The sequence below is a fragment of the Enterococcus sp. DIV0574 genome, from assembly GCF_051711125.1.
Classification (GTDB): Bacteria; Bacillota; Bacilli; order Lactobacillales; family Enterococcaceae; genus Enterococcus_D; species Enterococcus_D gallinarum.
This window is the reverse complement of record NZ_JBIOMA010000001.1, coordinates 2293157-2313932: the sequence shown is the minus strand read 5'-3', so window position 1 is coordinate 2313932 and position 20776 is coordinate 2293157. Positions and strand designations below refer to the sequence as shown.

Genomic DNA, 20776 nt, shown 5'->3' with positions numbered 1-20776 from the left:
GATGATTAGTCAGTTTATTGATGGATTAGTTCATTACCATTTTCTGCAAAATGCCTTGATCACCGCCGTAGCGATCGGTGTTGTTGCAGGGGTGATTGGTTGTTTTATTATTTTGCGGGGAATGTCATTGATGGGAGATGCCATTTCTCACGCCGTACTTCCCGGAGTAGCATTATCCTATATTTTAGGGGTGAACTTTTTTGTCGGAGCAATTTTCTTTGGTGTTCTTGCATCGATCATTATCACCTATATTTCTAACAATAGTTTGATCAAAAGTGATACGGCGATCGGGATCACCTTCAGCTCCTTTTTAGCTTTGGGAGTTATCTTGATTGGCGTAGCTAACAGTTCTACGGATTTGTTTCATATCTTATTCGGAAATGTGCTCGCAGTCCAAGAGGGGGATAAATGGGTCACGATTGCGATTGCTTTACTGGTCATTGCACTGATTATGATCTTCTTTCGGCCATTGCTGATCACTTCTTTTGATCCGATGATGGCAAAAGCTTTTGGAATGAATGTACAGGTATATCATTACTTGTTGATGCTGCTTTTGACATTAGTTTCCGTTACTGCGATGCAAAGTGTCGGTACGATCTTGATTGTAGCTTTGCTGGTTACGCCAGCAGCAACTGCTTATTTATTTACAAAACGCCTTAGCCATATGATGGTGATTGCAGGGATTCTAGGCGGTGCTTCTTCTGTGATTGGGTTATTTATCGGTTATTCCTTTAATATTGCAGCCGGATCAAGCATTGTCCTCACTGCAGCTGTTTTGTTTGTCTTAGGATTTCTCTTTTCACCAAAACAACAAACGAGTCCTGCCAAACGCTGGCTGACCACGGCAATGGTTTCTGCTGCCGCTGTTGCAGGAGGATTCTTGATTTATCAGCAAGCAGAGCAGGCGGCAACCGTTGATGACAAATTAAATGTTGTAGTGACCAATTCGATTTTAGCAGATATGACCAAAAACATCGCCGGGGACAAAATCAATCTCCACAGCATCGTTCCTGTAGGGCGTGACCCTCATGAATATGAACCACTGTCAGAAGATGTCCAAAAAGCCACTGATGCAGACATTCTATTTTATAATGGCTTGAATTTAGAGACGGGCGGCAACGGCTGGTTTACTAAATTAATGAACAACGCCAACAAAAAAGCGGGTGAAGATTATTTTGCCGTCAGTGATGGCGTGGAAGTCCTGTATCTATCGGATGATGCTGATCATACAAAGGCAGATCCTCATGCATGGCTTAATTTGGAAAATGGGATGATCTATGCGCGAAATATCGCCCAACAATTGAGTAAGAAAGATCCTGCAAATCAGGGGGTCTATCAAGAAAACTTGGAACACTATCTGCAGCAGCTTTCCGAATTAGACCAACAAGCGAAAGATAATTTTGCTTCAATTCCTGAAGAAAAGAAATTGATCGTGACAAGTGAAGGCGCCTTTAAGTACTTTTCGAAGGCCTATGGTGTGCCATCCGCTTATATCTGGGAAATCAACACCGAAGAAGAAGGAACGCCTGCTCAGATCAAGAATTTAGTCGACCAATTGCAAGCATCGGCAGTTCCTTCATTGTTTGTCGAGAGTAGCGTTAATACTCGCCCAATGCAAAGCGTGTCTCGGGATTCTGGTATTCCGATCTACGGCACTGTCTTTACAGACTCCATCGCTGAACCTGGACAAGATGGCGATAGTTATTATGCGATGATGAAGTGGAATTTGGAGACGATCTATAACGGATTACGCCAATAACGAAAACAAGCTCTTAAGTATCCTAACTATCCAAACGAAGATAGGAGGATCACTTAAGAGCTTGTTTTAGGCTACAGCATGTTTTTCGGCGGGCACGAGATGATAGTATGTGATTTCTGGCGGCACAGCAAAGCGCGCTGGAATCGCCGTGGTCCCCACACCATTGGACACACTTAGAAGTGTGTTCGCGGCCAAAAGATAGAGACCATCTGTGTATTTGAGGGCGCCTTTCGTTTTCGCACGATAAAAGGGCACACGAATCTGGCCTCCATGGCTGTGACCGGATAGAACGAGATCATAGTCACGAATGTTGTCTACTCGAGAGACATAGTCAGGTTCATGGATCAAGAGAATCTGCCATTCTGCTAAGGTTGGCTCGTAATGGTAGTGGGCACTTTTGCTTGCACTATCGATCCCTACGATATTCATCGAGGTTTTCTCATCAGAGCCAAATACAGATTCATTGTCCAACAAGGTGAAATTGGCGTTTTCATACACTTCATTCACAAAATATTGCCCATCATTCAAATGATCATGATTTCCTAACACAGCGATTTTCCCCATTGGCGCATTCAATTTCTTTAACTTTTCAATGAGGCGGCTGGTTGAACGGTGAGGCCACTTACGGTAATTGTCGATCAAGTCACCCGTGATGATGATCAAATCAGGTTTGTTTAAGATCGTGGAACGGATGATGCGATTGATGCGTTGCGGTTTGAACCAACGAGAAAAGTGTAGATCACTGATATGTGCGACTACTACATTCTGTTCATTTTGATAAAGATCATAGGCTTTGGAAATATCAAGGACCGTTTGCTTTTCTTTTTTGATCAAATAATGCCGCTGTTTTAAGCGGCGCGGCTCAATAATAAAGGCGTAAAAAAGCAAGCCCACAAGGAAGGAAAAGATAAAAATGAAGGTCAGCATAGCGGGTCTCCTTTTTTGTTTAGCTAACTAATAGCATAGTAGATTCACCCCAAAAAAGCAATCAAACAAAAGACATTCAGTAAAAAATTTTTTCCTTTTTTTTATTGATTTTCAAAAAATAAAAAAACAAATTCACTTTTTCCATTGTTTTTGTTTAACGATGAAAATATCCAGCTTAGATAACAAGAGCAGCAGTCAAGCACATCTTAAATAATAGGCGAAGGGCTCCTGCATTGCAGAAGCCCTTTGTAGGAAGTCTAAGTGTTCATGTCCGCGTCCTTTTCCACTAGGCATGCATCTTAAATGTTGGCAAATCAGTTTCAATGTCAGCGTGGAATCAAGATTTAGGTTCCGCAAAAATCATTTGTTTCGCAGCCGTTGTAATCGGCGTCCTTTCTTTGAAGGAATCAATGCAGTCAAACAATCATAAGGAGTGGTGATCAGTCGCCAAGCAACTGCTTTACTAGAGGCAAACTGATAATTTCGCTTGAACAAAAGATGCCCGCTGATCAAGGCAAAAATAACCGCTGCAATCATGATCCATTGATCATCGAATGTTGTAAAATGATGAATCGCTGTGATCAAGAAAGGGTAGCTGTAAAAGTACACGGCTGTAAAAATAAAGGTCAAGTTTCTTGTCAACTGTCTGAGAGTGAGCAGAAAGAAAAGCGCTGAAAGCAACAAACCAAGAGGAGGAAAGAGTGTCACTAGAAACGAATAGACAACTCCCCAGAGAATCATTCCAGGACCTTTGACTAGTGCTGCAATGACAAAAACAAATAAAAGAAATAAGAGCTGTTGGGTAAATGTGGCTACAGTCACTAAACTAAATAGAATCAGTAAGAACCAGTGAGAAAATGTCGCTGTTTGATCTTTGGCAATCGGCTTTTGCTGCAATTTAAGCCAGTTAGCAAAACTTGGGAAATCTTTTTGGAAGTTTTGTTGAAAATTCCCGTTAAATTGTTGATGAGCATTTTGCTGACGATAATAGTGATAGCGTTGCCGTAAAGTACATTTTGTAAATGGTTTTGATTTTTCCATCTTTTCACCTCCGAATCTGATGGATCATAGGTCTATTATAATCGACTGGCTTTTTTTCTCCCTCCACCTTTGGGCTGATTTTTCTTGATTGCTGAAAACTTTCTTTAGCAAATGAAAAAACAAGAAGGATTCGTTTCTTAAAGCCGCAAAATATGCTAGAGTATAGAGGAAACAAGGAGGAAGTTTTATGATTTTTGATTCACATACGCATTTAAATGCAGAACAATTTAATGAAGAGATTCCCGAAACGATTGCCAGAGCTCACGAGCTAGGAGTAACGAAAATGGCAGTTGTCGGATTTGATCAACCTACGATTGAAAAGTCATTGGCATTAAGTCAAGAATATGATGGGATATACAGTATCATTGGATGGCATCCAACAGAAGCGGGATCTTACACAAAAGAGATTGAGGCATTCATCCAAGAGCGCCTGACACAACCCAAAGTTGTAGCTTTAGGAGAAATTGGATTGGACTATCATTGGATGGAAGATCCAAAAGAGGTACAATCGGCTGTCTTTCGTCGGCAAATCGCGATCGCTAAAGAGATGCATTTACCTATCAGTATTCATACCCGAGAAGCGATCGAAGACACGTACCAGATTTTAAAAGAAGAAAAAATCACTGATATCGGCGGCATCATGCATAGTTTCAGTGGTGATGGTGAATGGGCAAAGCGCTTTTTGGATTTAGGTATGCACATTTCATTTAGTGGTGTAGTGACCTTCAAAAAGGCGTTGGATGTCCAAGAAGCTGCGCAAGTGGTTCCGATCGATCGTCTATTAGTGGAAACTGATGCACCTTATCTTGCACCAATGCCTTACCGAGGAAAACGCAATGAACCAGGGTATACCCGCTATGTAGTCGAAAAAATCGCGGAACTGCGTCAGATGTCTTTTGAGGAAGTCGCCAAGCAAACGTATATCAATGCTGAGAAGTTGTTCAACCTTTATGAAGGATAGATGGAGAATCGAAGAGATCATTGTCGTCGAAGGGAAAGACGATACGCGCCGATTGCAAGAAGTGTTTGATGTCGATACGATTGAAACGATCGGATCAGCGATTGACGAAACCATCTTAAGTCAAATTGAACATGCCCAAGAGACTCGTGGCGTGATCGTTTTTACAGACCCTGATTTTTCAGGTGAAAAAATTCGTAAAATCATAATGGAAGCTGTCCCGGCTGCCCAACATGCCTTTTTGCCTCGAAGCCAAGCTGCACCAAAGAAAAAGGGCAGTTTAGGAGTGGAACACGCTAGTGATGAAGCGCTTAGAGAAGCACTTCGCAAAGTCGTCACGCCAGTCAGTCAGCAAGATGAAGACGAGAGTGAGAAAATTTCTCGTCAAGTTTTAGCAAGCTATGGGCTGATTGCTGGTGAGCAAGCACGAGCAAAACGGGAAAAACTCGGAGATGTTTTACGAATCGGTTATACGAATGCCAAACAGTTGGAAAAACGTCTTGCCATGTTTCGTATTACTGAAACAGAATTGGCTGAAGCAATGAAGATAGTGGAGGAAGAATTGTGAAAGAACAAAGGGATATTGCAACCCCATCAAGAACGAAAGAAATATTAGCAAAACATGGCTTTACCTTCAAAAAGAGCCTGGGGCAGAATTTCTTGACTGAACCTAATATTTTGCGCAAAATCGTTGCGACTGCTGCAATCGATGATCAAACAAATGTGATAGAAGTCGGACCGGGGATCGGCGCTCTGACCGAGCAATTGGCGAAACATGCGCGTCAAGTCCTGGCTTTTGAGATTGATGACCGTTTGATTCCAGTTTTACAAGATACATTGGCTCCTTATTCGAACATTCAAGTGATTCATCAAGATGTTTTACAAGCAGACTTGTCTACAATGATCAGAGAAGCTTTTACCGATGAACGGCCAATCAAAGTCGTAGCGAATCTTCCTTACTATATTACGACGCCGATCATGATGCATTTCTTAGAATCACAGGCACCAATCCATGAAATGGTTGTCATGATGCAAAAAGAAGTGGCTGACCGTATTTCAGCTGTTCCAGGAACGAAAGCGTATGGCTCTTTATCGATCGCTGTCCAATACTACATGGAAGCAGAGCTTGCTTTTATTGTCCCTAAGACGGTTTTTGTGCCCCAACCAAATGTGGATTCCGCAATCTTGAAGCTGACTCGTCGTGCAACTCCTGCGGTTGAAGTAACAGATGAAAAAGAATTCTTCAAGTTGACGAAGGCAGCCTTCCAATTACGACGGAAAACGTTGTGGAATAACCTGCAGAATTCCTATGGAAAAGATGAAAAAACGAAAGAATGGCTTAAAGCGAGTTTAGCTGCCAGTGAAATTGATCCAACTCGTCGCGGAGAGACATTGTCATTAGCAGAATTCGCACGTTTGAGCAATGAAATGCTGGCGCACAAAAAGGGACTTGAAATAAATGAATAATGAAACAGCAGGGGCTGTGGCATAAGTGAGGCAACAAACTGAATATCTGAAGGAAAGGGGAAAGGACCTATTCCAACCGTATCGTTGGTTCAAGGGGCACTTTTAACAGAATTCGCTACCTTATCTCCTTCAGGTATTTTTGTCTGTTCATACTTAGGTCATCGTCCTGTTTTTTGTGTCTTGACACCCTGGTGTTTTCAAGCTACAATGAGCGAGATAAATGTGTCAAGACACATTGAAGGAGGAATTATTCATGAAGAAACATTCAGTACGTCATTTAACGATTGCAGCACTTTTGATTGGTATGGGAATCGTTATTCCAATGGTGATGCCCAAGATCGTCATCGGGCCGGCTTCCTTTACTTTAGCTAGCCATGTGCCATTGTTTGTGGCGATGTTCTTTTCACCAGGGATGGCGATAGCAGTAGCTTTAGGTACCACATTTGGCTTTTTTATCACATTACCGCCGATCATTGCTTTGCGGGCATTGTCGCACGTTGTTTTTGCCGTGATCGGGGCATTTTATTTACAAAAAAATCCAAGTATTTTATTAAAGAACGGCAAGCCAACATTATTCAATGCTCGTTTTCAAGCCTTTAATCTTGTGATTGGCCTTATCCATTCTATTGTGGAAATGCTTGTTGTAGCTGTGTTCTATTTTACCGGCAATGTACCAGGCACCGCGTTTGATGGCAATTTTTACTACTTCTTGTTTGTCTTGATGGGTATCGGTGGCTTGATCCATAGTTTGATAGATTATAACTTAGCCTATTTTGTTGCCGGGGCACTAAGCAAGCAGTTCGATATTCGTTCCTTTTCAAGCGCAAAAAAACTATTACTAGGAAAAAAGAAACAAGTCCTTTCTTAGAAATAGACAACAAATACGAAGCGTAATGGTAAATGCTAAGGGAACTTTCTCCATGTTCTCTTAGCTTCTTTTTATGCTCATTTAGGGATGGTCTAAATCATTGGATTCAACGCTTTGAGAAGCATTGTTTTCCTAAATTATGGTTCTAAAACATAAATTCTTTTCGTTCCTTTGACATTCAAGGTATAATAGTCAAAGAAGAAAGGAGTAAACTGATGAAAAAGAAAAGCATTCGTTTGCTTTTAGGTCTGCTCACCTTTAGTTTGTTCTTTATCTTGCTTTTCTATGATAAAGCTGGAGCAACTCCTTATGTGAAGAAGCAAGAACAAGCGGCACAATCGGTGACTTCGATATCAGGACTGGATCTGACTGCAGAAAAAGAAGAGCCCGTGATTCGATTAGATGTACCATTGGAAAGCCAATTTGATCCAGAATATTTAGGGAATGGCTGTGAAGTCACTGCTTTATCCATGCTGTTGAATTTCTACGGGTATGATACAAATAAAAATGAGCTGGCTGCCAAATTAGACTATGTCCCTGTTTACGCAGATGAAACTCATCGAGGAGACCCACGAGAAGGTTTTGTGGGGAATATTTATGGCGGCGATGGAGCAATGGGGGTTGCGGTAGAGCCAATCGCCAAAGTTGCGAGCCAGATGGTAGGGGCATCCTATCAAGTGGTAAGTGGTCGAGACAAATCTTTTGATGAGATTATTGAAGTTTTGGAGCAGGGCACGCCTATCTGGATGATTGCTACCCTTGAATTGCAAGTACCTACCAATGCTGATTTTTTTGAGTGGCCGACGCAATCGGGAATGATCTACGAAACGACATTGATCCATTCCGTTGTTATTACTGGAATAGATGGAGACAAAATGTATGTCAACGATCCTTATGGCTACAAGGATCGTGAAGTTTCACGAGATGATCTGCAAGAAATCTATGAACAAATGGATCAACAATATCTCTATCTTTCAGAGAAATAAGCCAAAGTCTTAAAAGCGGATTGACATTGAATGGAAGAACGATTATAATTCTTAGAAATTACAAATAGAGATGAAACGTTGAAGAGAAGAGTAAGCGCTACGTTGAAGGTACAGAGACTCCGGTTGGTGAAAAAGGAGACATGAGACAGGCGTTGAAGATGAGCTCTGAGTTTTTATTTGGTTCACGCCAAATAGACGGTATGCGCCCGATAACGCGCCAAGTATCATTGGTACTGTTGAGGTGCACGCCTGCAAAGGCAGCACGAATTAGGGTGGTAACACGAGTCAGTCGTCCCTTTTATCGTTAATGTAACGATAAAAGGGACGACTTTTTGCTGTGAATCACTGCGACTGGCATGCAAGTCCTTCTTAGCGAACTATGCTTAGAAGCGACTGTAGGCGAAGCACAGAGTAGACGAGCAGATGATGAACAGTACTAGGGGACCGAAGGGAACGTAGTCACCACGTCTCGAATCACTGCGACTGACATGGAAAGCATGGCATGCAAGTCCTTCTTAGCGAACTATGCTTAGAAGCGACTGTAGGCGAAGCGCAGAGTAGACGAGCAGATGATGAACAGTACTAGGGGACCGAAGGGAACGTAGTCACCACGTCCCGAATCACTGCGACTGACATGGAAAGCATGGCATGCAAGTCACACTGAACCAACCATGTTCAGAAGCAACGATAGGTGAAACCACGAGAAACGATAAGGTAATAAAAAGTAAATGTTCATAGGAGTCGATTGAAAAAGGAGTGAGAAGATGCCAATCATCATCCCCAAAGAATTACCGGCAGCAGCTATTTTGCAGCACAACATTTTTGCTTTACAACAAGAGCGAGCTATCAAACAAGAAATTCGCCCTTTGAAAATTGCGATCGTCAACTTGATGCCGCAAAAAATCACTACAGAAAATCAATTGTTGCAGCTTTTGTCCCAAAGTCCTTTGCAAATCGAAGTAACATTATTGAAAATGCAGCAACATGAAAGCAAAAATACTAGCTCGACTCATCTAGACAAGTTTTATGTCGCATTTAAGGCAGTCAGTGAGGAACGTTTCGATGCCTTGATCATTACAGGAGCACCAGTCGAAAAAATGCCTTTTGAAATGATTGATTATTGGCAGGAACTTCAGGAAGTCATGGCTTGGAGTCAAACAAATTGCACATCGGTATTGCATATCTGCTGGGGAGCACAAGCTGGGCTGTACTATCATTATGGTATCGAAAAAGTGCTTCATAAGCAAAAACTTTTTGGTATTTTTGAACAGCGAGTGATCGAGGCTCATCCGCTGATACGAGGGTTTAATGATTCCTTCATGATGCCCCATTCTCGTTATACGGGGATCAATGAGGCGCAGCTGCAACTTGCACCTCTGAATGTGCTTGTTACAGGAATAGAGACCGGTCCAGCACTCTTAGTTTCCCATGACCATAAAAATAGTTTTCTTTTAGGGCATTTGGAATACTATACAGAAACGTTGAAAGAAGAATATTTGCGAGATAAAGCCAAAGGGCTCAAAACGGCACTCCCCAAAAATTATTTTTCCGACCAGCAAGGAACGGTCATCAATCGCTGGCGAGGGCATGCGTCCTTGTTTTTCAGTAACTGGATCCACGAAACCTACCAGCGCACGCCCTATGATTTACAGATTCTGCCAACGCGTACTGGTTATTATATAGGTAATGAATGGGAGGGCGGACATAGGCGGCAGTGACTTTAGTCAATGTTTTTTTCAGTGAAACAAAAGAGCGCTAGACAAAGAAGGTTGATCTGAAAAGCCCGCTAGTTTTAAACCAGTGACTGCTGTACTCATTTACTGCTACCCTCCATCAATGGTCAGGTTTTCCACAGCGAATGATCAAAACAGCTCATTTTGCTTCATTGTTTCACAAAAGGCTATGATTGCTTCATTCTACTCATCAACGAACAATTTGGCAGTTAAGGCAACTAGTTTCACTACTATCGTCAGAATCTTGCGACAACGACTTTATCCCGCTTCATTGAGCACACTAAACAAAGAAAGGAAAATACGATTATGACTGTTGATATGACGACTTTTTTAGCACAACTAGGCAATCGTTCGGATCAAGCGACGGGAGCTGTCAGTGCACCAATCTATCTCTCTACCACCTATGCGCATCCTGAATTAGGTCAAAGTACCGGTTATGATTATACACGTACCAAAAACCCGACGAGAGAGCTATTAGAATCCGGACTGGCTACCTTAGAAAATGGCGCTCGAGGAATCGTCACGAGCTCAGGTATGAGTGCGATCGCATTGATTTTTGAACTTTTCCCAAGCGGTAGTGAATTTCTCGTATCAAGAGATTTATATGGGGGTAGTTATCGTTTTTTTGAAGAGTTACAAGCGCGCCAGATTGCTTATTTTCATTATTTCAATACGCTAAACGAACTTGAAGAACAAATCAGTTCAACGATTGCGGCGGTCTTTTTAGAAACTCCGACAAATCCATTGATGACAGAAATCGATGTGTCCGCGGTCGCCGAGATCGCGCATCAAGTCAATGCTTTACTCATCGTTGACAATACTTTTTTGACACCATTGAGACAAAAACCGTTGGAACTAGGCGCAGACCTCGTTCTTCATTCTGGGACCAAGTTCCTGACAGGTCACAATGATATTTTGGCTGGTGTGATCATTGCAAAAGAAGTCTCCCTTGGTGAACGCTTGACCTATCTTGCCAATACCACTGGCCCAACTTTAAGCAGCTTCGACTGTTGGTTGTTCATTCGCAGTTTAAAAACGTTGCCGTTACGGTTTGAAAGACAAGAGCAAAACGCAAAAGAAATCGCTGCGTTTTTAAAACGCCAGCCAGCAATCAAAGATGTACTGTATCCTGGTGTAGGAGGTATGATCAGTCTTCGGTTAAAGGAGGCAGTGAAAGTCCGTTCATTTTTGAAGGAACTCTCAATTTTTACATTTGCTGAAAGTTTGGGCGGAGTTGAAAGTCTCATCACTTATCCTACGACGCAGACACATGCAGATATCCCTAAAGAGTTACGGGAGTCCTATGGTTTGACGCCGGCTCTCTTGCGGCTCTCTATTGGGATCGAGAATAGTCAGGACTTGATTGCGGATCTTACGCAGGCATTGTCTTACATCTAAAAAAACCCCTTTTTGCGAGTACTATAGAAAGATATAGCGCAAGGCTTTACTAGAGTTTCTTTATTGACAGTTTTTGGTGTATAAGATAAAGTTACACTACATATGAATAGTTAGTCCGATGATCAACTGACTACAGCAGAAAATGTAAAGTTGTAGTTAAGTACTAAGTATTCTATCCAGTCATTGCGTCTATTTGCGACAATCACAAGAAAGGGATCGTTGCTTCTGTAGGCTTCGCTCAAAGGGGGAAAAAGGGGAAGAAAAAAATGAAAATAAGCTGGAAAAAATGAGTTAGCGTATTTTTAGGCGTATTGGTTTTTGCTTTGGCAGGCTGCAGCAAACCTGCCTCAGAGGCAACTACAGTAAAGCTTGGGGTTGTTGGAGAGCAAAATGAAGCTTGGGAATATGTTCAGGAACAATTGTTGGAAAAAGAGCAAATCAATCTACAGCTCGTTAAATTTACTGATTATCGTCAGCCCATCCTGGCACTAGAGGACGGTTCGATTGATCTGCACGCAGCCTTGACAGAGATTTTTATGGATAATGTCAATCAGGAAAGCGGATATTCCAATACAACGATTGCTTATACCACACTCAATCCACTGGGGATTTATTCAGACAAAATCAAAGACATTGCTGAATTGGCTGATGGTGCTACTGTCGCGTTACCAAATGACGTTTCAAATGAGAGCCGCGCATTATTGTTGCTGCAGACGGCCGGGGTGATCACATTGGATCAATCAAAAGGTCTGCTGCCAACGACGAATGATATCACCGATAACCCGAAGCAGCTGACGTTCAAGTTGCTGGATGCCAATCAGACCGCGCGAGCAATAACGGATGTCGATATTTCATTGATTAACAATGGGATGGCTGTTGATGCCGGATTTGTGCCAACAGAAGATGCGATTTTCTTAGAGCCTGTCGCAGATTCGTCCAAACCTTATTACAATGTGATCGCGGCCCGAGCGGAGGAAAAAGAAAATCAGACGTATCAGACGATCATTGAGTATTATCAAACAGATGAAGTCAAAGAAATTATTGATAAAATAACAAAAAAATCAAGTATACCTGTATGGTAAGAAAGTAGGAGAACGATGAAAAATTGGAAAAAAGGATTGATTGGGACAGCGATTATCAGTATAGGTTTATTCTTAGCTGCGTGCTCCTCATCCAGTACACAAGATTCAACAACAAAAACTTCAACTCAAGCAGGAGATAAAGACACGTTCACTTATGCGATCAGCGGTGATCCAACGTCAACGAATCCAATCAATACGAGTGACCGTTGGGGGCTGACTGTCACCAACATGATCTATTCTCCTTTAGTGATTGTTGAAGCGGATGGAACAACCCAAAATGCACTAGCAGATTCCGTTGAGCCAGCTGAGGATGGCTTGTCCTTGACGGTTCATTTGAAAAAAGATGTGAAATGGTCAGATGGCGAAGCCTTTACCGCAGGGGATGTTGTTTTTACTTATGAACAAAAAGTGAAAAAAGAAAACGGCAATGCAGATGCGTTATGGGTAGATGGAAAACCGGTCAGCATTGAAAAAGTTGATGATTATACAGTGAAGTTTGTGTTACCTTCTGCAAGTGCAGCGGCATTAAATAATATCGCAACTGAAACGTATATCATTCCTGAACATATTTATAAAGATGTGACTGATTTTTCTGTTAGCGAATTGCCTGAAACCCCCGTAGGAACAGGGCCTTACAAATTAAAGGAATACAAGCGCGGCGAATATTTTACTTTTGAAGCCAATGAAAACTATTACGGCGGCGAAGCAGCAATCAAAAATGTGACGTTGCGGATCATTGAAAGTACTGATACGGCTAAAGTCGCTTTACAAAAAGGCGAAGTAGATGCGGCAGTTGTCTTGCCTTCTGATATTGAAGATTTGGATGAATCAATGATCTCAGTATATCCGTATACTGAAAATCGGGTTGGTTATCTAGGATTGAATACTCATTCTGATGCCCTCAAAGATGTCAAAGTAAGACAAGCGGTTCTTTATGCTTTGAACAAAAATGAAATGAATCAGGCAGCGTATTTGAGTGATGAATATTATGATACGCCATATTCTTTCTTGCCACCGAACAATCCTTACGCGACCGAAGACGTGGAAAAATATGAAACAAATGTGAAAAAAGCCAAAGAACTTTTGCAAGAAGCGGGTGTATCCAATCTCCAACTGAATCTAGCATTTACTTCAACGGATCCTGCACAAACGATTCAGGCAACATTGATTCAACAACAATTACAGCAAGCAGGTATCAACGTTTCATTGGAAGGCGGCGATGGAACAGCGATCTTTACAGAATTGAAAAAAGCCGGTTCGACAAAATACAATTTATTTTTAGGCGGCTATATCATGGGAAATGACCCAGATCTTTATGGTATGCTTTTCAAAACGGATGGCAGCTCAAATTATTTCCAAACACAGAACAAAACTACCGATGATTTGTTTGCTAAAGCAGCGGTTGAGTTAGATGAAACAAAACGGAAAGAGTTATATGACCAGCTGCAACAAGCCATTGCCGATGATGCTCGAATCTATCCTATCGTAGATAATAAAAAGATTTTAGCCGTCAACAATCGCATTGCCAATGTAGAAGAAGCTGGCTTGATTCCAATCTACACATTTGAAGATATGTCAAAATTGACAATCAAGTAACATGAATGGTTGTGACAGAAGTCAAAGAAAGACGGAAAACATAGACGGATTCGCCTTCTTTAAAGTTGGCGGATCTGCACCAAGAAGTTGGGCTGTGCCCTAAGTAACATCCAGATGAAAATGCCTGAAATGGTTGAGATAGAGGTAGACGCTGAAGGTACAACCGCTCTTGTATGACAGGAGCCATCTCAAGTTTCTTCGGATATCAGTTGGATGAAATACTTAGGTTCTTGCTCCTCTGGTGCATGCGATTTGTTATCTGTCTAGCTGCCTTCTGTCATGATTTTTTTTGAGAGAAAGAAGGGAAACCATGTTCCGATATATTATGAAGCGAGTATTGCAGGCTATTCCTCTGCTATTCGTTATTTCATTCATCGTTTTTTCACTGATTCATATCGCACCTTATGATGTGATCGATTCAATCACAACGCCAAATATGACACAAGAGCAAATTGATCTGTTGCGGCAACGCTATGGATTGGATCAACCATTTCTAGTGCAATACTTTCTATGGATCAAAAACATCCTTACAGGGAACTTGGGATTTTCATTAGTATCCCAGAACAGTATCGCTCAAGAATTAGCGGTCAGAATCCCTAATACGATTCGACTGGTTCTGCCAGCGTATCTGAGTGCATTGCTGTTAGCAATTTTACTCGGACTGTTGGCGGCAGCAAACAAGGGAAAAGTATGGGATCGTCTGATCGACGGTATTGCTTCTTTAGGAATCGCGGTGCCTACATTCTGGTTTGCAATGATTTTGATTTATCTTTTTGGGTATCGGCTGAATCTGTTTCCTATCATTGGGATGTATACTGTTGGAAAAGAAGGAGATTTCAACGATTTTCTGCAACATTTTATTTTGCCTTATGCAACACTGACGGTCGCTTTTTTCCCAGAATTAACTCGGTACATTCGCGCCTCAGCTACGCAACAAGTATCTGAAGATTATGTCGTTGTACAGCAGGCATTTCACGCTACGAAATGGCAGATTTTTAGCCGTCATATCAGTCGCAATGTGTTGATCCCGATCGTGACGCAAATTGGTTTGGCACTGCCAATGCTGGTCACAGGAGCAATCATTACAGAAACCATCTATGGCTGGCCAGGGGTCGGTCCTTATTTGATGAGTGCTACGAAAAGTTTGGACTATCCCGTGATCATGGCAATCATGTTGCTGTCAGCGACCTTAGTTATTTTAGGCAATCTATTGGCGGATGTTCTTTATTCGATTGTTGATCCAAGAATACGTAAAGGAGGGAATCGTTCATGAAACGATTGAAGAAAATCAGAAAGGCGATTTTCTCTTCTCCAGTTTACGCCTTTTCTTTTATCTTTTTGACGTTGCTGATTTTGTTGTCATTAGCGGCACCTTTGATTCCAATCGATCCGAATGCGACGGATGTCAGCAATATGTCCCAAGCACCTAGCTGGGCCCATCTGTTCGGAACGGATGAAGTTGGACGAGACTATTTCATTCGAGTTGTCTACGGCGGTCGGGTCTCGTTATTAGTGGGAGTACTAGCGATGATTACAGCGACATTGATCGGCACGATGGTCGGTTTAGCTGCTGGATACTTTGGTGGTTGGGTGGACAGTCTTTTGATGCGTCTTGTTGATGTCTTGTCTTCCATTCCTTGGTTGGTATTAGTGATTGTTTTAAGTGTCTTTCTGCGTCCGGGATTGACGACGATCATTATTGTAATTGGCGGCTTTTCGTGGATGAATATCGCTCGTCTGATTCGGGGAGAAACACTTGCTGCGAAAGAAAGAGAATATGTTGTCTATGGTAAGTTTATTGGTCGGACATCCTTTAGTATTATTTTCCGCCATATTTTTCCAGCAGTTTTACCTACGCTGATCGTGGCAGCTTCTGCCAGCATCTCAGGAGCGATCATGACAGAATCTGCGTTGAGTTTTTTGGGAATGGGAATCCAACAGCCAATGGCTTCTTGGGGGAGTTTGCTGCAAAATGCCCAAAGCAGTTTGCAACGAGCCCCTTATATGGCAATTCTGCCCGGCTTATTCGTGATTTTTACCATCTATTCATTTAATAATCTGGGGGACATGATCAAACGTGTCTTGCAGCGGGAGGTGTAGCAAGCATGACAGAGCCATTACTGACGGTGAAAAACTTAAACGTGTTTTTTCATAGAAAACAAGGAGATCAGCAGCTGCTGAAAGAAATCGACCTAGTCATTCCTAAAGGACAAGTCGTGGGGATCGTCGGTGAATCAGGCAGTGGCAAGAGTATGACGATGAAAAGCGTGATGGGGATCTTACCAGAAAATATCTCCGACTCCTTTGACTCGTTTGTTTTTGAAGGCCAACCAGTTGTTGATCGCAGCAAATTACCGCTAGCCATGATTTTTCAAGATCCAATGACATCATTGAACCCTTTGCGAACCATCGGGTATCACTTGATTGAAGTCATTCGCAGACATCAGAAAATGTCAAAAAAAGCTGCGCAAACAATTGCCATTGCGGAGTTGAACAAGGTAGGGATCCCCCTTCCTGAACAGCGGATGAAGCAGTATCCCCATGAATTATCAGGGGGGATGCGGCAGCGGGTCATGATCGCTATGGCACTGTTGGCACAGCCGAAGTTGCTGATTGCAGATGAACCAACGACTGCATTAGATGTAACGATTCAAGCTCAGATCTTGGCATTGATCAAGCAATTGCAGCGAGCAGAGAACCTTTCGGTCGTTCTGGTGACCCATGATTTTGGGGTTGTCGCTGGCATGTGTGATTTTATCAAGGTGATGTACCAAGGAAGAGTGGTAGAGGAAGGGACTACTGAAGAAATTTTCTATCAACCTCAGCATCTCTATACGAAGCAACTGCTCGAGGCCGCCCACTTAGGGGATAAAGAAGAAACAGTTGTCTTTGACTATCAGGAAGAACTTCCTGATGTGTTACACGTTCGGGAAATCTCTGAGACGCATCGTGTTTGGGAAGGAGGGGCAAGCAATTGAAGGAATTGATACGAGTCGAAGAGGCCAGCAAAACGTTTCGAAGCAAAAACTGGCGTGGGGTAGTGACAGAAGTGCGCGCAGTAGAGAATGTTAGTTTGACGATCCATCGGGGCGAAACTCTAGGCCTTGTAGGAGAATCAGGCAGTGGTAAAACAACATTAGGCCGTAGTATTTTGAATCTGGAAACTTTATCTGCAGGCAAAGTCTTTTTTGAGGGACAAGAGCTGGCAAGTTTGTCACCAGAGGAACAAAAGAAACGCTATCAGCAGATGCAAGTAATTTTTCAAGATCCTTATTCTGCGTTGAATCCACGAATGACTGCTTTGGAGTTAGTGATGGAGCCTTTACTGAAAGAAACGAAAGACGCTGCACGAGCAAAGGCTAAAGAGATACTTGCGATCGTTGGAATCAAAGGAGAGGACATCCATAAATTTCCTCGGAATTTCAGTGGTGGACAACGTCAACGGATCGGGATTGCTCGAGCAGTCGTTAATCGACCAGCCTTTGTCTTGTGTGATGAACCAACTTCTGCATTAGATGTGTCGATTCAAGCGCAGATCATTCAATTACTTCTAAAGCTGCAAAAAGAATTTTCATTGTCCTATTTATTTATTTCCCATGATTTATCCGTGATCCGTCATATCAGTGACCGCACCGCAGTCATGTATCAAGGAAAATTGGTTGAATTGGCGCCAACAAAACGACTCTTTGAAAGCCCTCAGCATCCTTATACAAAGAAACTATTGGCAGCAGCACCAATCGCTGATCCAATTCTGGCTCGAGCAGCAATGGATCAGAAAGACATCCAAGAAACGATCACTTTAAGTCCTCTTTTTGAATGGATAGAAGTAGAAAAAGAACATTATGTAAGGAGAGAAAAAAATGACAGTTGAAACCTTAACACTGGTTCAAGGAAAAGATAAATTAGAATTACCACAGCAAAATGGCAACTGGGTCTTGGCTCGAGAACTAGGATACTCACCGGTTCAGATGCTTGTAACTGCAGCCGCAGCTTGTGGCGGTTATGTGTATACTTCTGTTTTGGAAAATTCTCATGTGCCTGCTGAGATTGAAAAAATCGAAGTCAGTTATACGAGAGATTCTACGAAGAAAGCAGAGCCGATCTCTTCGATCCAGATCGATTTTTATGCGCGGATTTCAGCGGAATATCAAGAAAAAGCCATTCGCTGTCTCAAACTCGTTTCTCCGAATTGTCCAGTCATCCAATCATTAGATCCAACGATCACGGTAGCAGAAACAGTTCATTTCATTTAATTCAAACAACACAAAACACGTTAAACAAAAAGGCAGCTAGTCAAAAGAAATTCGACTAGCTGCCTTTTTTAATAAATAATATTTTCGCGAATTGACCCGATATCTAAAACCAATAGTTTCCGGTCTTGAGTTTTGATAGCACCGCTTTCTCTCAACCGCTGCATCATTCGATTGACACTACTTGCTGAAGTGATACCGCAAAAGCGGGCGATTTCCTCATTGGTTACCTCAAAATCAATCAAGGTTCCTTCACCCACTGGTACCCCAAAGGTTTCGTATAATTCATTCAATTGTGTACAGACCGCACCAAATTTGCCATTCATCAGCATTTGCTGCATTTTTTTCATGGAGTACATTAGATTTTTGCGATAGTACTCTTTGACATAATCTTGTAACGCCCGATTTTGATTGACATCTGTCCAGAATTGATCGCGCACGATCTTATATAATTCGGCTTCTTCTGACTCGACACGCACATTGAAGGGCGCTTCGACTTCTTGTGAAGATTCATCTTTAAAAAGAGAAACAATATCGAAATCATTCATATAGCGCAAATTGAATTCACGCCCCTCATGAGTGACGACACTTGTCTTGATGATCCCTTTTTTCAAAATATAGACATAACGATCAGGGATTCCTTCATACGTCAAATAACTTCTTTTTTTACGTATGACTACTGGAATATTATTTTGTTCTAAATAGTCCATTAATAGCTGTTTTACCAAACAAAGCACTCCTCTTATTCCTATAGTGTTTCCTTTTCAATGAACAGTCACATTCGCCAAATCTGGGTGAATATTCTTTTTTAATTAAAGAACATTCTAACTCAAAAAGCAATAACAAATGTTAATGTATTATGTTTTTGCGTTTTTTCAGCAACAAAAGCGAATTTGCGCTCTTGAAATATCAGGTATAGTTAGACCTGTCATCTGAGAAAGAGGATGATGAAACAAAGAAACAATAAAAAAGGAGCAAAACACAACATGTCAGAACAGGAGCAACAAACAGAAAAACTATGGAACAAAGGTTTTATTACTATTACATTGATTAATTTTATTGTTTTTCTGGTCTATTATTGTTTTGTCGTCATCACGGCAAAGTTTGCTACGCAAGAATTAGGGGCTTCCGCTGCACAAGCTGGGTTTGCAGCAGGGATCTATATTATAGGAACATTGATTGCCCGCTTGTATATTGGTAAGGTATTGGAGCTAGTTGGACGAAAAGCCATCTTACGTTGGGGAATGATTTTTTATGTCATAACTACGGCGGCTTATTTGATTTCATCGAATATCATGATTTTGGATGGTGTCCGTTTCTTGAATGGTTTCGCCTATGGAGCAGTGTCTACAGCGGCAAATGCAATTGTTACGGCGTACATCCCCTCTTCAAAACATGGAGAAGGAATCAACTACTATGGATTAAGCACGAGTTTAGCAGCTGCTGTCGGTCCATTTATCGGAATGCTGCTGTTACCCTCTTTTGGTTTTGATTTTATTATCCTATTAGCAACTGCTCTTTCGATAGTAACAGCCATTGCTTGTTTCGCTTTCCCAGTGAAAAATATTTCCTTAACACCAGAACACCGAGCAGAACTAAAGAAATGGTCATTCAGCAGTTTTGTTGAGCCAAAAGTCTTGTTTATTTCAGGTCTGGCCTTTTTGATTGGGTTGTCTTATTCCAGTGTATTAGGTTTCCTTTCTATTTATGCCGGAAACCTTGGCCTAGAAACCGCAGGCGCATTCTTCTTTGTTGTTTATGCATTATCCGTAACCTTCACTCGTCCAATGACAGGCCGCTTGTTTGATCGTCGTGGTGCAGATGCAGTGATGTATCCAAGTTTTATCTTCTTGACATTAGGATTGTTCTTGTTGAGTATTACTGGAAATAGCTTGATGCTGTTGATTTCTGGCTGTTTTGTTGGACTTGGCTATGGTACATTCATGTCTAATGGACAAGCCGTATGTCTAAAAGAAGTCGATTCTCATCGGATCGGTGTTGCACTTTCTACTTATTTCATTGGTCTAGACTTAGGATTAGGTGTCGGTCCTTATGCATTAGGTAGCTTAAACGGGATGTTTAATTATTCTCAAATCTATATCATTTGCGGAGTGATTCCAGTCGTTGTTATTGGACTGTACAAATTCTTTTATAAAACCAAAAAAGTCGTCGAAAGCGCCGCTATTTCAGAACGTTCGAGAGAAGAATAAAGACAAGGAGTGTAGGAATAATGGACAGCAATCAATTGATTTTAGAAGCACTGAAAAATTTGGTAAACAATGTCAATGAATTGAACAAAGAAATCCATTCGATGGAAGAAGTAAATCAACGTTTGACGATCGAGCAAGTTGAGATTGCTCACGAATTGAAAAACATCAAGCGTGTGTTGATCAACGATAATATCATTGGCTGATCAACGTTAATCAAAGTGGCAGAGCAGTAGTATTGGGTTCCACTACTGCTCTGCCTTAATTTTTGCCCAAGATACGGCAAAAAAAACGAACGATTCTTAAAAAACAGCTGTCATTAAAGGGACTAAAATTGAAGACCACTAGAATCTGTGCTATAGTTTGTCTGGGTAGAGATACCTAAATAAATCAGAGTAGGAAATAAAGCGTTAAGTGCCGAAAGGATGGGATGTTGCCTTTTGGACGAAGAACGATTCGTTCGCGGTTTTATTTTCGCATTCGCTGCATGAATTTGTAGCAGCT

The 20776-nt window shown here is 41.7% G+C and carries 20 protein-coding genes and 1 riboswitch; of the genes, 17 read left to right on the top strand and 3 right to left on the bottom strand.

All coding sequences use genetic code 11. From position 1 onward, the window contains the following. Position 1: 1 nt before the first annotated feature. Entirely contained in the window at positions 2–1759 is a 1758-nt protein-coding gene (locus tag IGJ45_RS11130; protein WP_081131482.1) for a metal ABC transporter solute-binding protein, Zn/Mn family, read from the top strand. 66 nt (positions 1760–1825) lie between these two features. Here IGJ45_RS11130 and IGJ45_RS11125 read toward each other — a convergent pair whose 3' ends face one another. Continuing rightward, positions 1826–2686: a metallophosphoesterase gene (locus IGJ45_RS11125; RefSeq protein WP_005470881.1), complete on the bottom strand. Its 861-nt coding sequence runs from the start codon at positions 2684–2686 to the stop codon at positions 1826–1828. Positions 2687–3046: 360 nt separating this feature from the next. Further along, entirely contained in the window at positions 3047–3727 is a 681-nt protein-coding gene (locus tag IGJ45_RS11120) for a hypothetical protein (RefSeq protein ID WP_005470882.1), read from the bottom strand. A 187-nt stretch (positions 3728–3914) separates the two neighbouring features. Between IGJ45_RS11120 and IGJ45_RS11115 the strand changes: the two genes are divergently transcribed. The 14 genes from IGJ45_RS11115 to IGJ45_RS11050 all read left to right on the top strand — a co-directional run bounded on the left by IGJ45_RS11115 (position 3915) and on the right by IGJ45_RS11050 (position 18068). Beyond that, positions 3915–4688 (top strand): TatD family hydrolase, encoded by a 774-nt coding sequence (locus IGJ45_RS11115; RefSeq protein WP_081131481.1) that lies wholly within the window; start codon positions 3915–3917, stop codon positions 4686–4688. Further along, entirely contained in the window at positions 4678–5253 is a 576-nt protein-coding gene (gene rnmV, locus IGJ45_RS11110) for a ribonuclease M5 (RefSeq protein WP_005470883.1), read from the top strand. Before IGJ45_RS11115 ends, rnmV begins: the two co-directional genes overlap by 11 nt. Continuing rightward, positions 5250–6152 carry a 16S rRNA (adenine(1518)-N(6)/adenine(1519)-N(6))-dimethyltransferase RsmA gene (gene rsmA, locus IGJ45_RS11105; RefSeq protein WP_195957026.1) on the top strand — a complete coding sequence of 301 codons (903 nt, stop codon included), beginning with the start codon at positions 5250–5252 and terminating at the stop codon, positions 6150–6152. Before rnmV ends, rsmA begins: the two co-directional genes overlap by 4 nt. Positions 6153–6405: 253 nt before the next feature. Continuing rightward, entirely contained in the window at positions 6406–7020 is a 615-nt protein-coding gene (locus IGJ45_RS11100) for a hypothetical protein (protein WP_003125974.1), read from the top strand. Between the two features lie 215 nt (positions 7021–7235). Beyond that, entirely contained in the window at positions 7236–8006 is a 771-nt protein-coding gene (locus IGJ45_RS11095; RefSeq protein WP_371823123.1) for a C39 family peptidase, read from the top strand. Between the two features lie 764 nt (positions 8007–8770). Continuing rightward, positions 8771–9724, top strand: coding sequence for a homoserine O-succinyltransferase (locus tag IGJ45_RS11090; RefSeq protein WP_170081274.1), 954 nt, complete (start codon positions 8771–8773; stop codon positions 9722–9724). Between the two features lie 321 nt (positions 9725–10045). Next, entirely contained in the window at positions 10046–11137 is a 1092-nt protein-coding gene (locus tag IGJ45_RS11085) for an aminotransferase class I/II-fold pyridoxal phosphate-dependent enzyme (protein WP_409531504.1), read from the top strand. 311 nt (positions 11138–11448) lie between these two features. Next, positions 11449–12219 (top strand): MetQ/NlpA family ABC transporter substrate-binding protein, encoded by a 771-nt coding sequence (locus tag IGJ45_RS11080; protein WP_349703872.1) that lies wholly within the window; start codon positions 11449–11451, stop codon positions 12217–12219. Positions 12220–12234: 15 nt separating this feature from the next. Continuing rightward, positions 12235–13815 (top strand): ABC transporter substrate-binding protein, encoded by a 1581-nt coding sequence (locus IGJ45_RS11075; protein ID WP_349703871.1) that lies wholly within the window; start codon positions 12235–12237, stop codon positions 13813–13815. A 310-nt stretch (positions 13816–14125) separates the two neighbouring features. Continuing rightward, a complete protein-coding gene (locus tag IGJ45_RS11070) occupies positions 14126–15088 on the top strand; it encodes an ABC transporter permease (RefSeq protein ID WP_195957029.1) in 963 nt (320 codons plus the stop codon). Further along, positions 15085–15915, top strand: a complete 831-nt coding sequence (locus IGJ45_RS11065; protein WP_003125985.1) for an ABC transporter permease — start codon at positions 15085–15087, stop codon at positions 15913–15915. The genes IGJ45_RS11070 and IGJ45_RS11065 overlap by 4 nt, the downstream gene beginning before the upstream one ends. A gap of 5 nt (positions 15916–15920) precedes the next feature. After that, the gene (locus tag IGJ45_RS11060; protein ID WP_005470890.1) at positions 15921–16793 is read left to right on the top strand and encodes an ABC transporter ATP-binding protein; all 873 of its coding nucleotides are present in this window, start codon (positions 15921–15923) and stop codon (positions 16791–16793) included. After that, positions 16790–17686 (top strand): ATP-binding cassette domain-containing protein, encoded by an 897-nt coding sequence (locus IGJ45_RS11055; RefSeq protein WP_103299487.1) that lies wholly within the window; start codon positions 16790–16792, stop codon positions 17684–17686. The genes IGJ45_RS11060 and IGJ45_RS11055 overlap by 4 nt, the downstream gene beginning before the upstream one ends. Further along, positions 17676–18068: an OsmC family protein gene (locus IGJ45_RS11050; RefSeq protein ID WP_060813947.1), complete on the top strand. Its 393-nt coding sequence runs from the start codon at positions 17676–17678 to the stop codon at positions 18066–18068. Before IGJ45_RS11055 ends, IGJ45_RS11050 begins: the two co-directional genes overlap by 11 nt. A 68-nt stretch (positions 18069–18136) precedes the next feature. Here IGJ45_RS11050 and IGJ45_RS11045 read toward each other — a convergent pair whose 3' ends face one another. Further along, positions 18137–18793, bottom strand: coding sequence for a Crp/Fnr family transcriptional regulator (locus tag IGJ45_RS11045; RefSeq protein WP_003125990.1), 657 nt, complete (start codon positions 18791–18793; stop codon positions 18137–18139). A 258-nt stretch (positions 18794–19051) separates the two neighbouring features. On the opposite strand from IGJ45_RS11045, the gene IGJ45_RS11040 reads away from it, so the two are divergent. Further along, complete coding sequence (locus IGJ45_RS11040) at positions 19052–20275, top strand: MFS transporter (RefSeq protein WP_349703870.1); 1224 nt, start codon at positions 19052–19054, stop codon at positions 20273–20275. A gap of 20 nt (positions 20276–20295) precedes the next feature. Beyond that, the gene (locus IGJ45_RS11035; protein WP_003125992.1) at positions 20296–20478 is read left to right on the top strand and encodes a hypothetical protein; all 183 of its coding nucleotides are present in this window, start codon (positions 20296–20298) and stop codon (positions 20476–20478) included. 183 nt (positions 20479–20661) lie between these two features. Then, a riboswitch (THF riboswitch) is annotated at positions 20662–20760 on the top strand. Positions 20761–20776 lie beyond the last annotated feature (16 nt).

Bases quoted from the DNA above. Each gene is read 5' to 3' on its own strand.
- IGJ45_RS11130 (WP_081131482.1), top strand. From the start codon at position 2: ATGATTAGTCAGTTTATTGATGGATTAGTTCATTACCATTTTCTGCAA.
- IGJ45_RS11125 (WP_005470881.1), bottom strand. From the start codon at position 2,686: ATGCTGACCTTCATTTTTATCTTTTCCTTCCTTGTGGGCTTGCTTTTT.
- IGJ45_RS11120 (WP_005470882.1), bottom strand. From the start codon at position 3,727: ATGGAAAAATCAAAACCATTTACAAAATGTACTTTACGGCAACGCTAT.
- IGJ45_RS11115 (WP_081131481.1), top strand. From the start codon at position 3,915: ATGATTTTTGATTCACATACGCATTTAAATGCAGAACAATTTAATGAA.
- rnmV (WP_005470883.1), top strand. From the start codon at position 4,678: ATGAAGGATAGATGGAGAATCGAAGAGATCATTGTCGTCGAAGGGAAA.
- IGJ45_RS11100 (WP_003125974.1), top strand. From the start codon at position 6,406: ATGAAGAAACATTCAGTACGTCATTTAACGATTGCAGCACTTTTGATT.
- IGJ45_RS11095 (WP_371823123.1), top strand. From the start codon at position 7,236: ATGAAAAAGAAAAGCATTCGTTTGCTTTTAGGTCTGCTCACCTTTAGT.
- IGJ45_RS11090 (WP_170081274.1), top strand. From the start codon at position 8,771: ATGCCAATCATCATCCCCAAAGAATTACCGGCAGCAGCTATTTTGCAG.
- IGJ45_RS11085 (WP_409531504.1), top strand. From the start codon at position 10,046: ATGACTGTTGATATGACGACTTTTTTAGCACAACTAGGCAATCGTTCG.
- IGJ45_RS11075 (WP_349703871.1), top strand. From the start codon at position 12,235: ATGAAAAATTGGAAAAAAGGATTGATTGGGACAGCGATTATCAGTATA.
- IGJ45_RS11070 (WP_195957029.1), top strand. From the start codon at position 14,126: ATGTTCCGATATATTATGAAGCGAGTATTGCAGGCTATTCCTCTGCTA.
- IGJ45_RS11065 (WP_003125985.1), top strand. From the start codon at position 15,085: ATGAAACGATTGAAGAAAATCAGAAAGGCGATTTTCTCTTCTCCAGTT.
- IGJ45_RS11060 (WP_005470890.1), top strand. From the start codon at position 15,921: ATGACAGAGCCATTACTGACGGTGAAAAACTTAAACGTGTTTTTTCAT.
- IGJ45_RS11050 (WP_060813947.1), top strand. From the start codon at position 17,676: ATGACAGTTGAAACCTTAACACTGGTTCAAGGAAAAGATAAATTAGAA.
- IGJ45_RS11040 (WP_349703870.1), top strand. From the start codon at position 19,052: ATGTCAGAACAGGAGCAACAAACAGAAAAACTATGGAACAAAGGTTTT.
- IGJ45_RS11035 (WP_003125992.1), top strand. From the start codon at position 20,296: ATGGACAGCAATCAATTGATTTTAGAAGCACTGAAAAATTTGGTAAAC.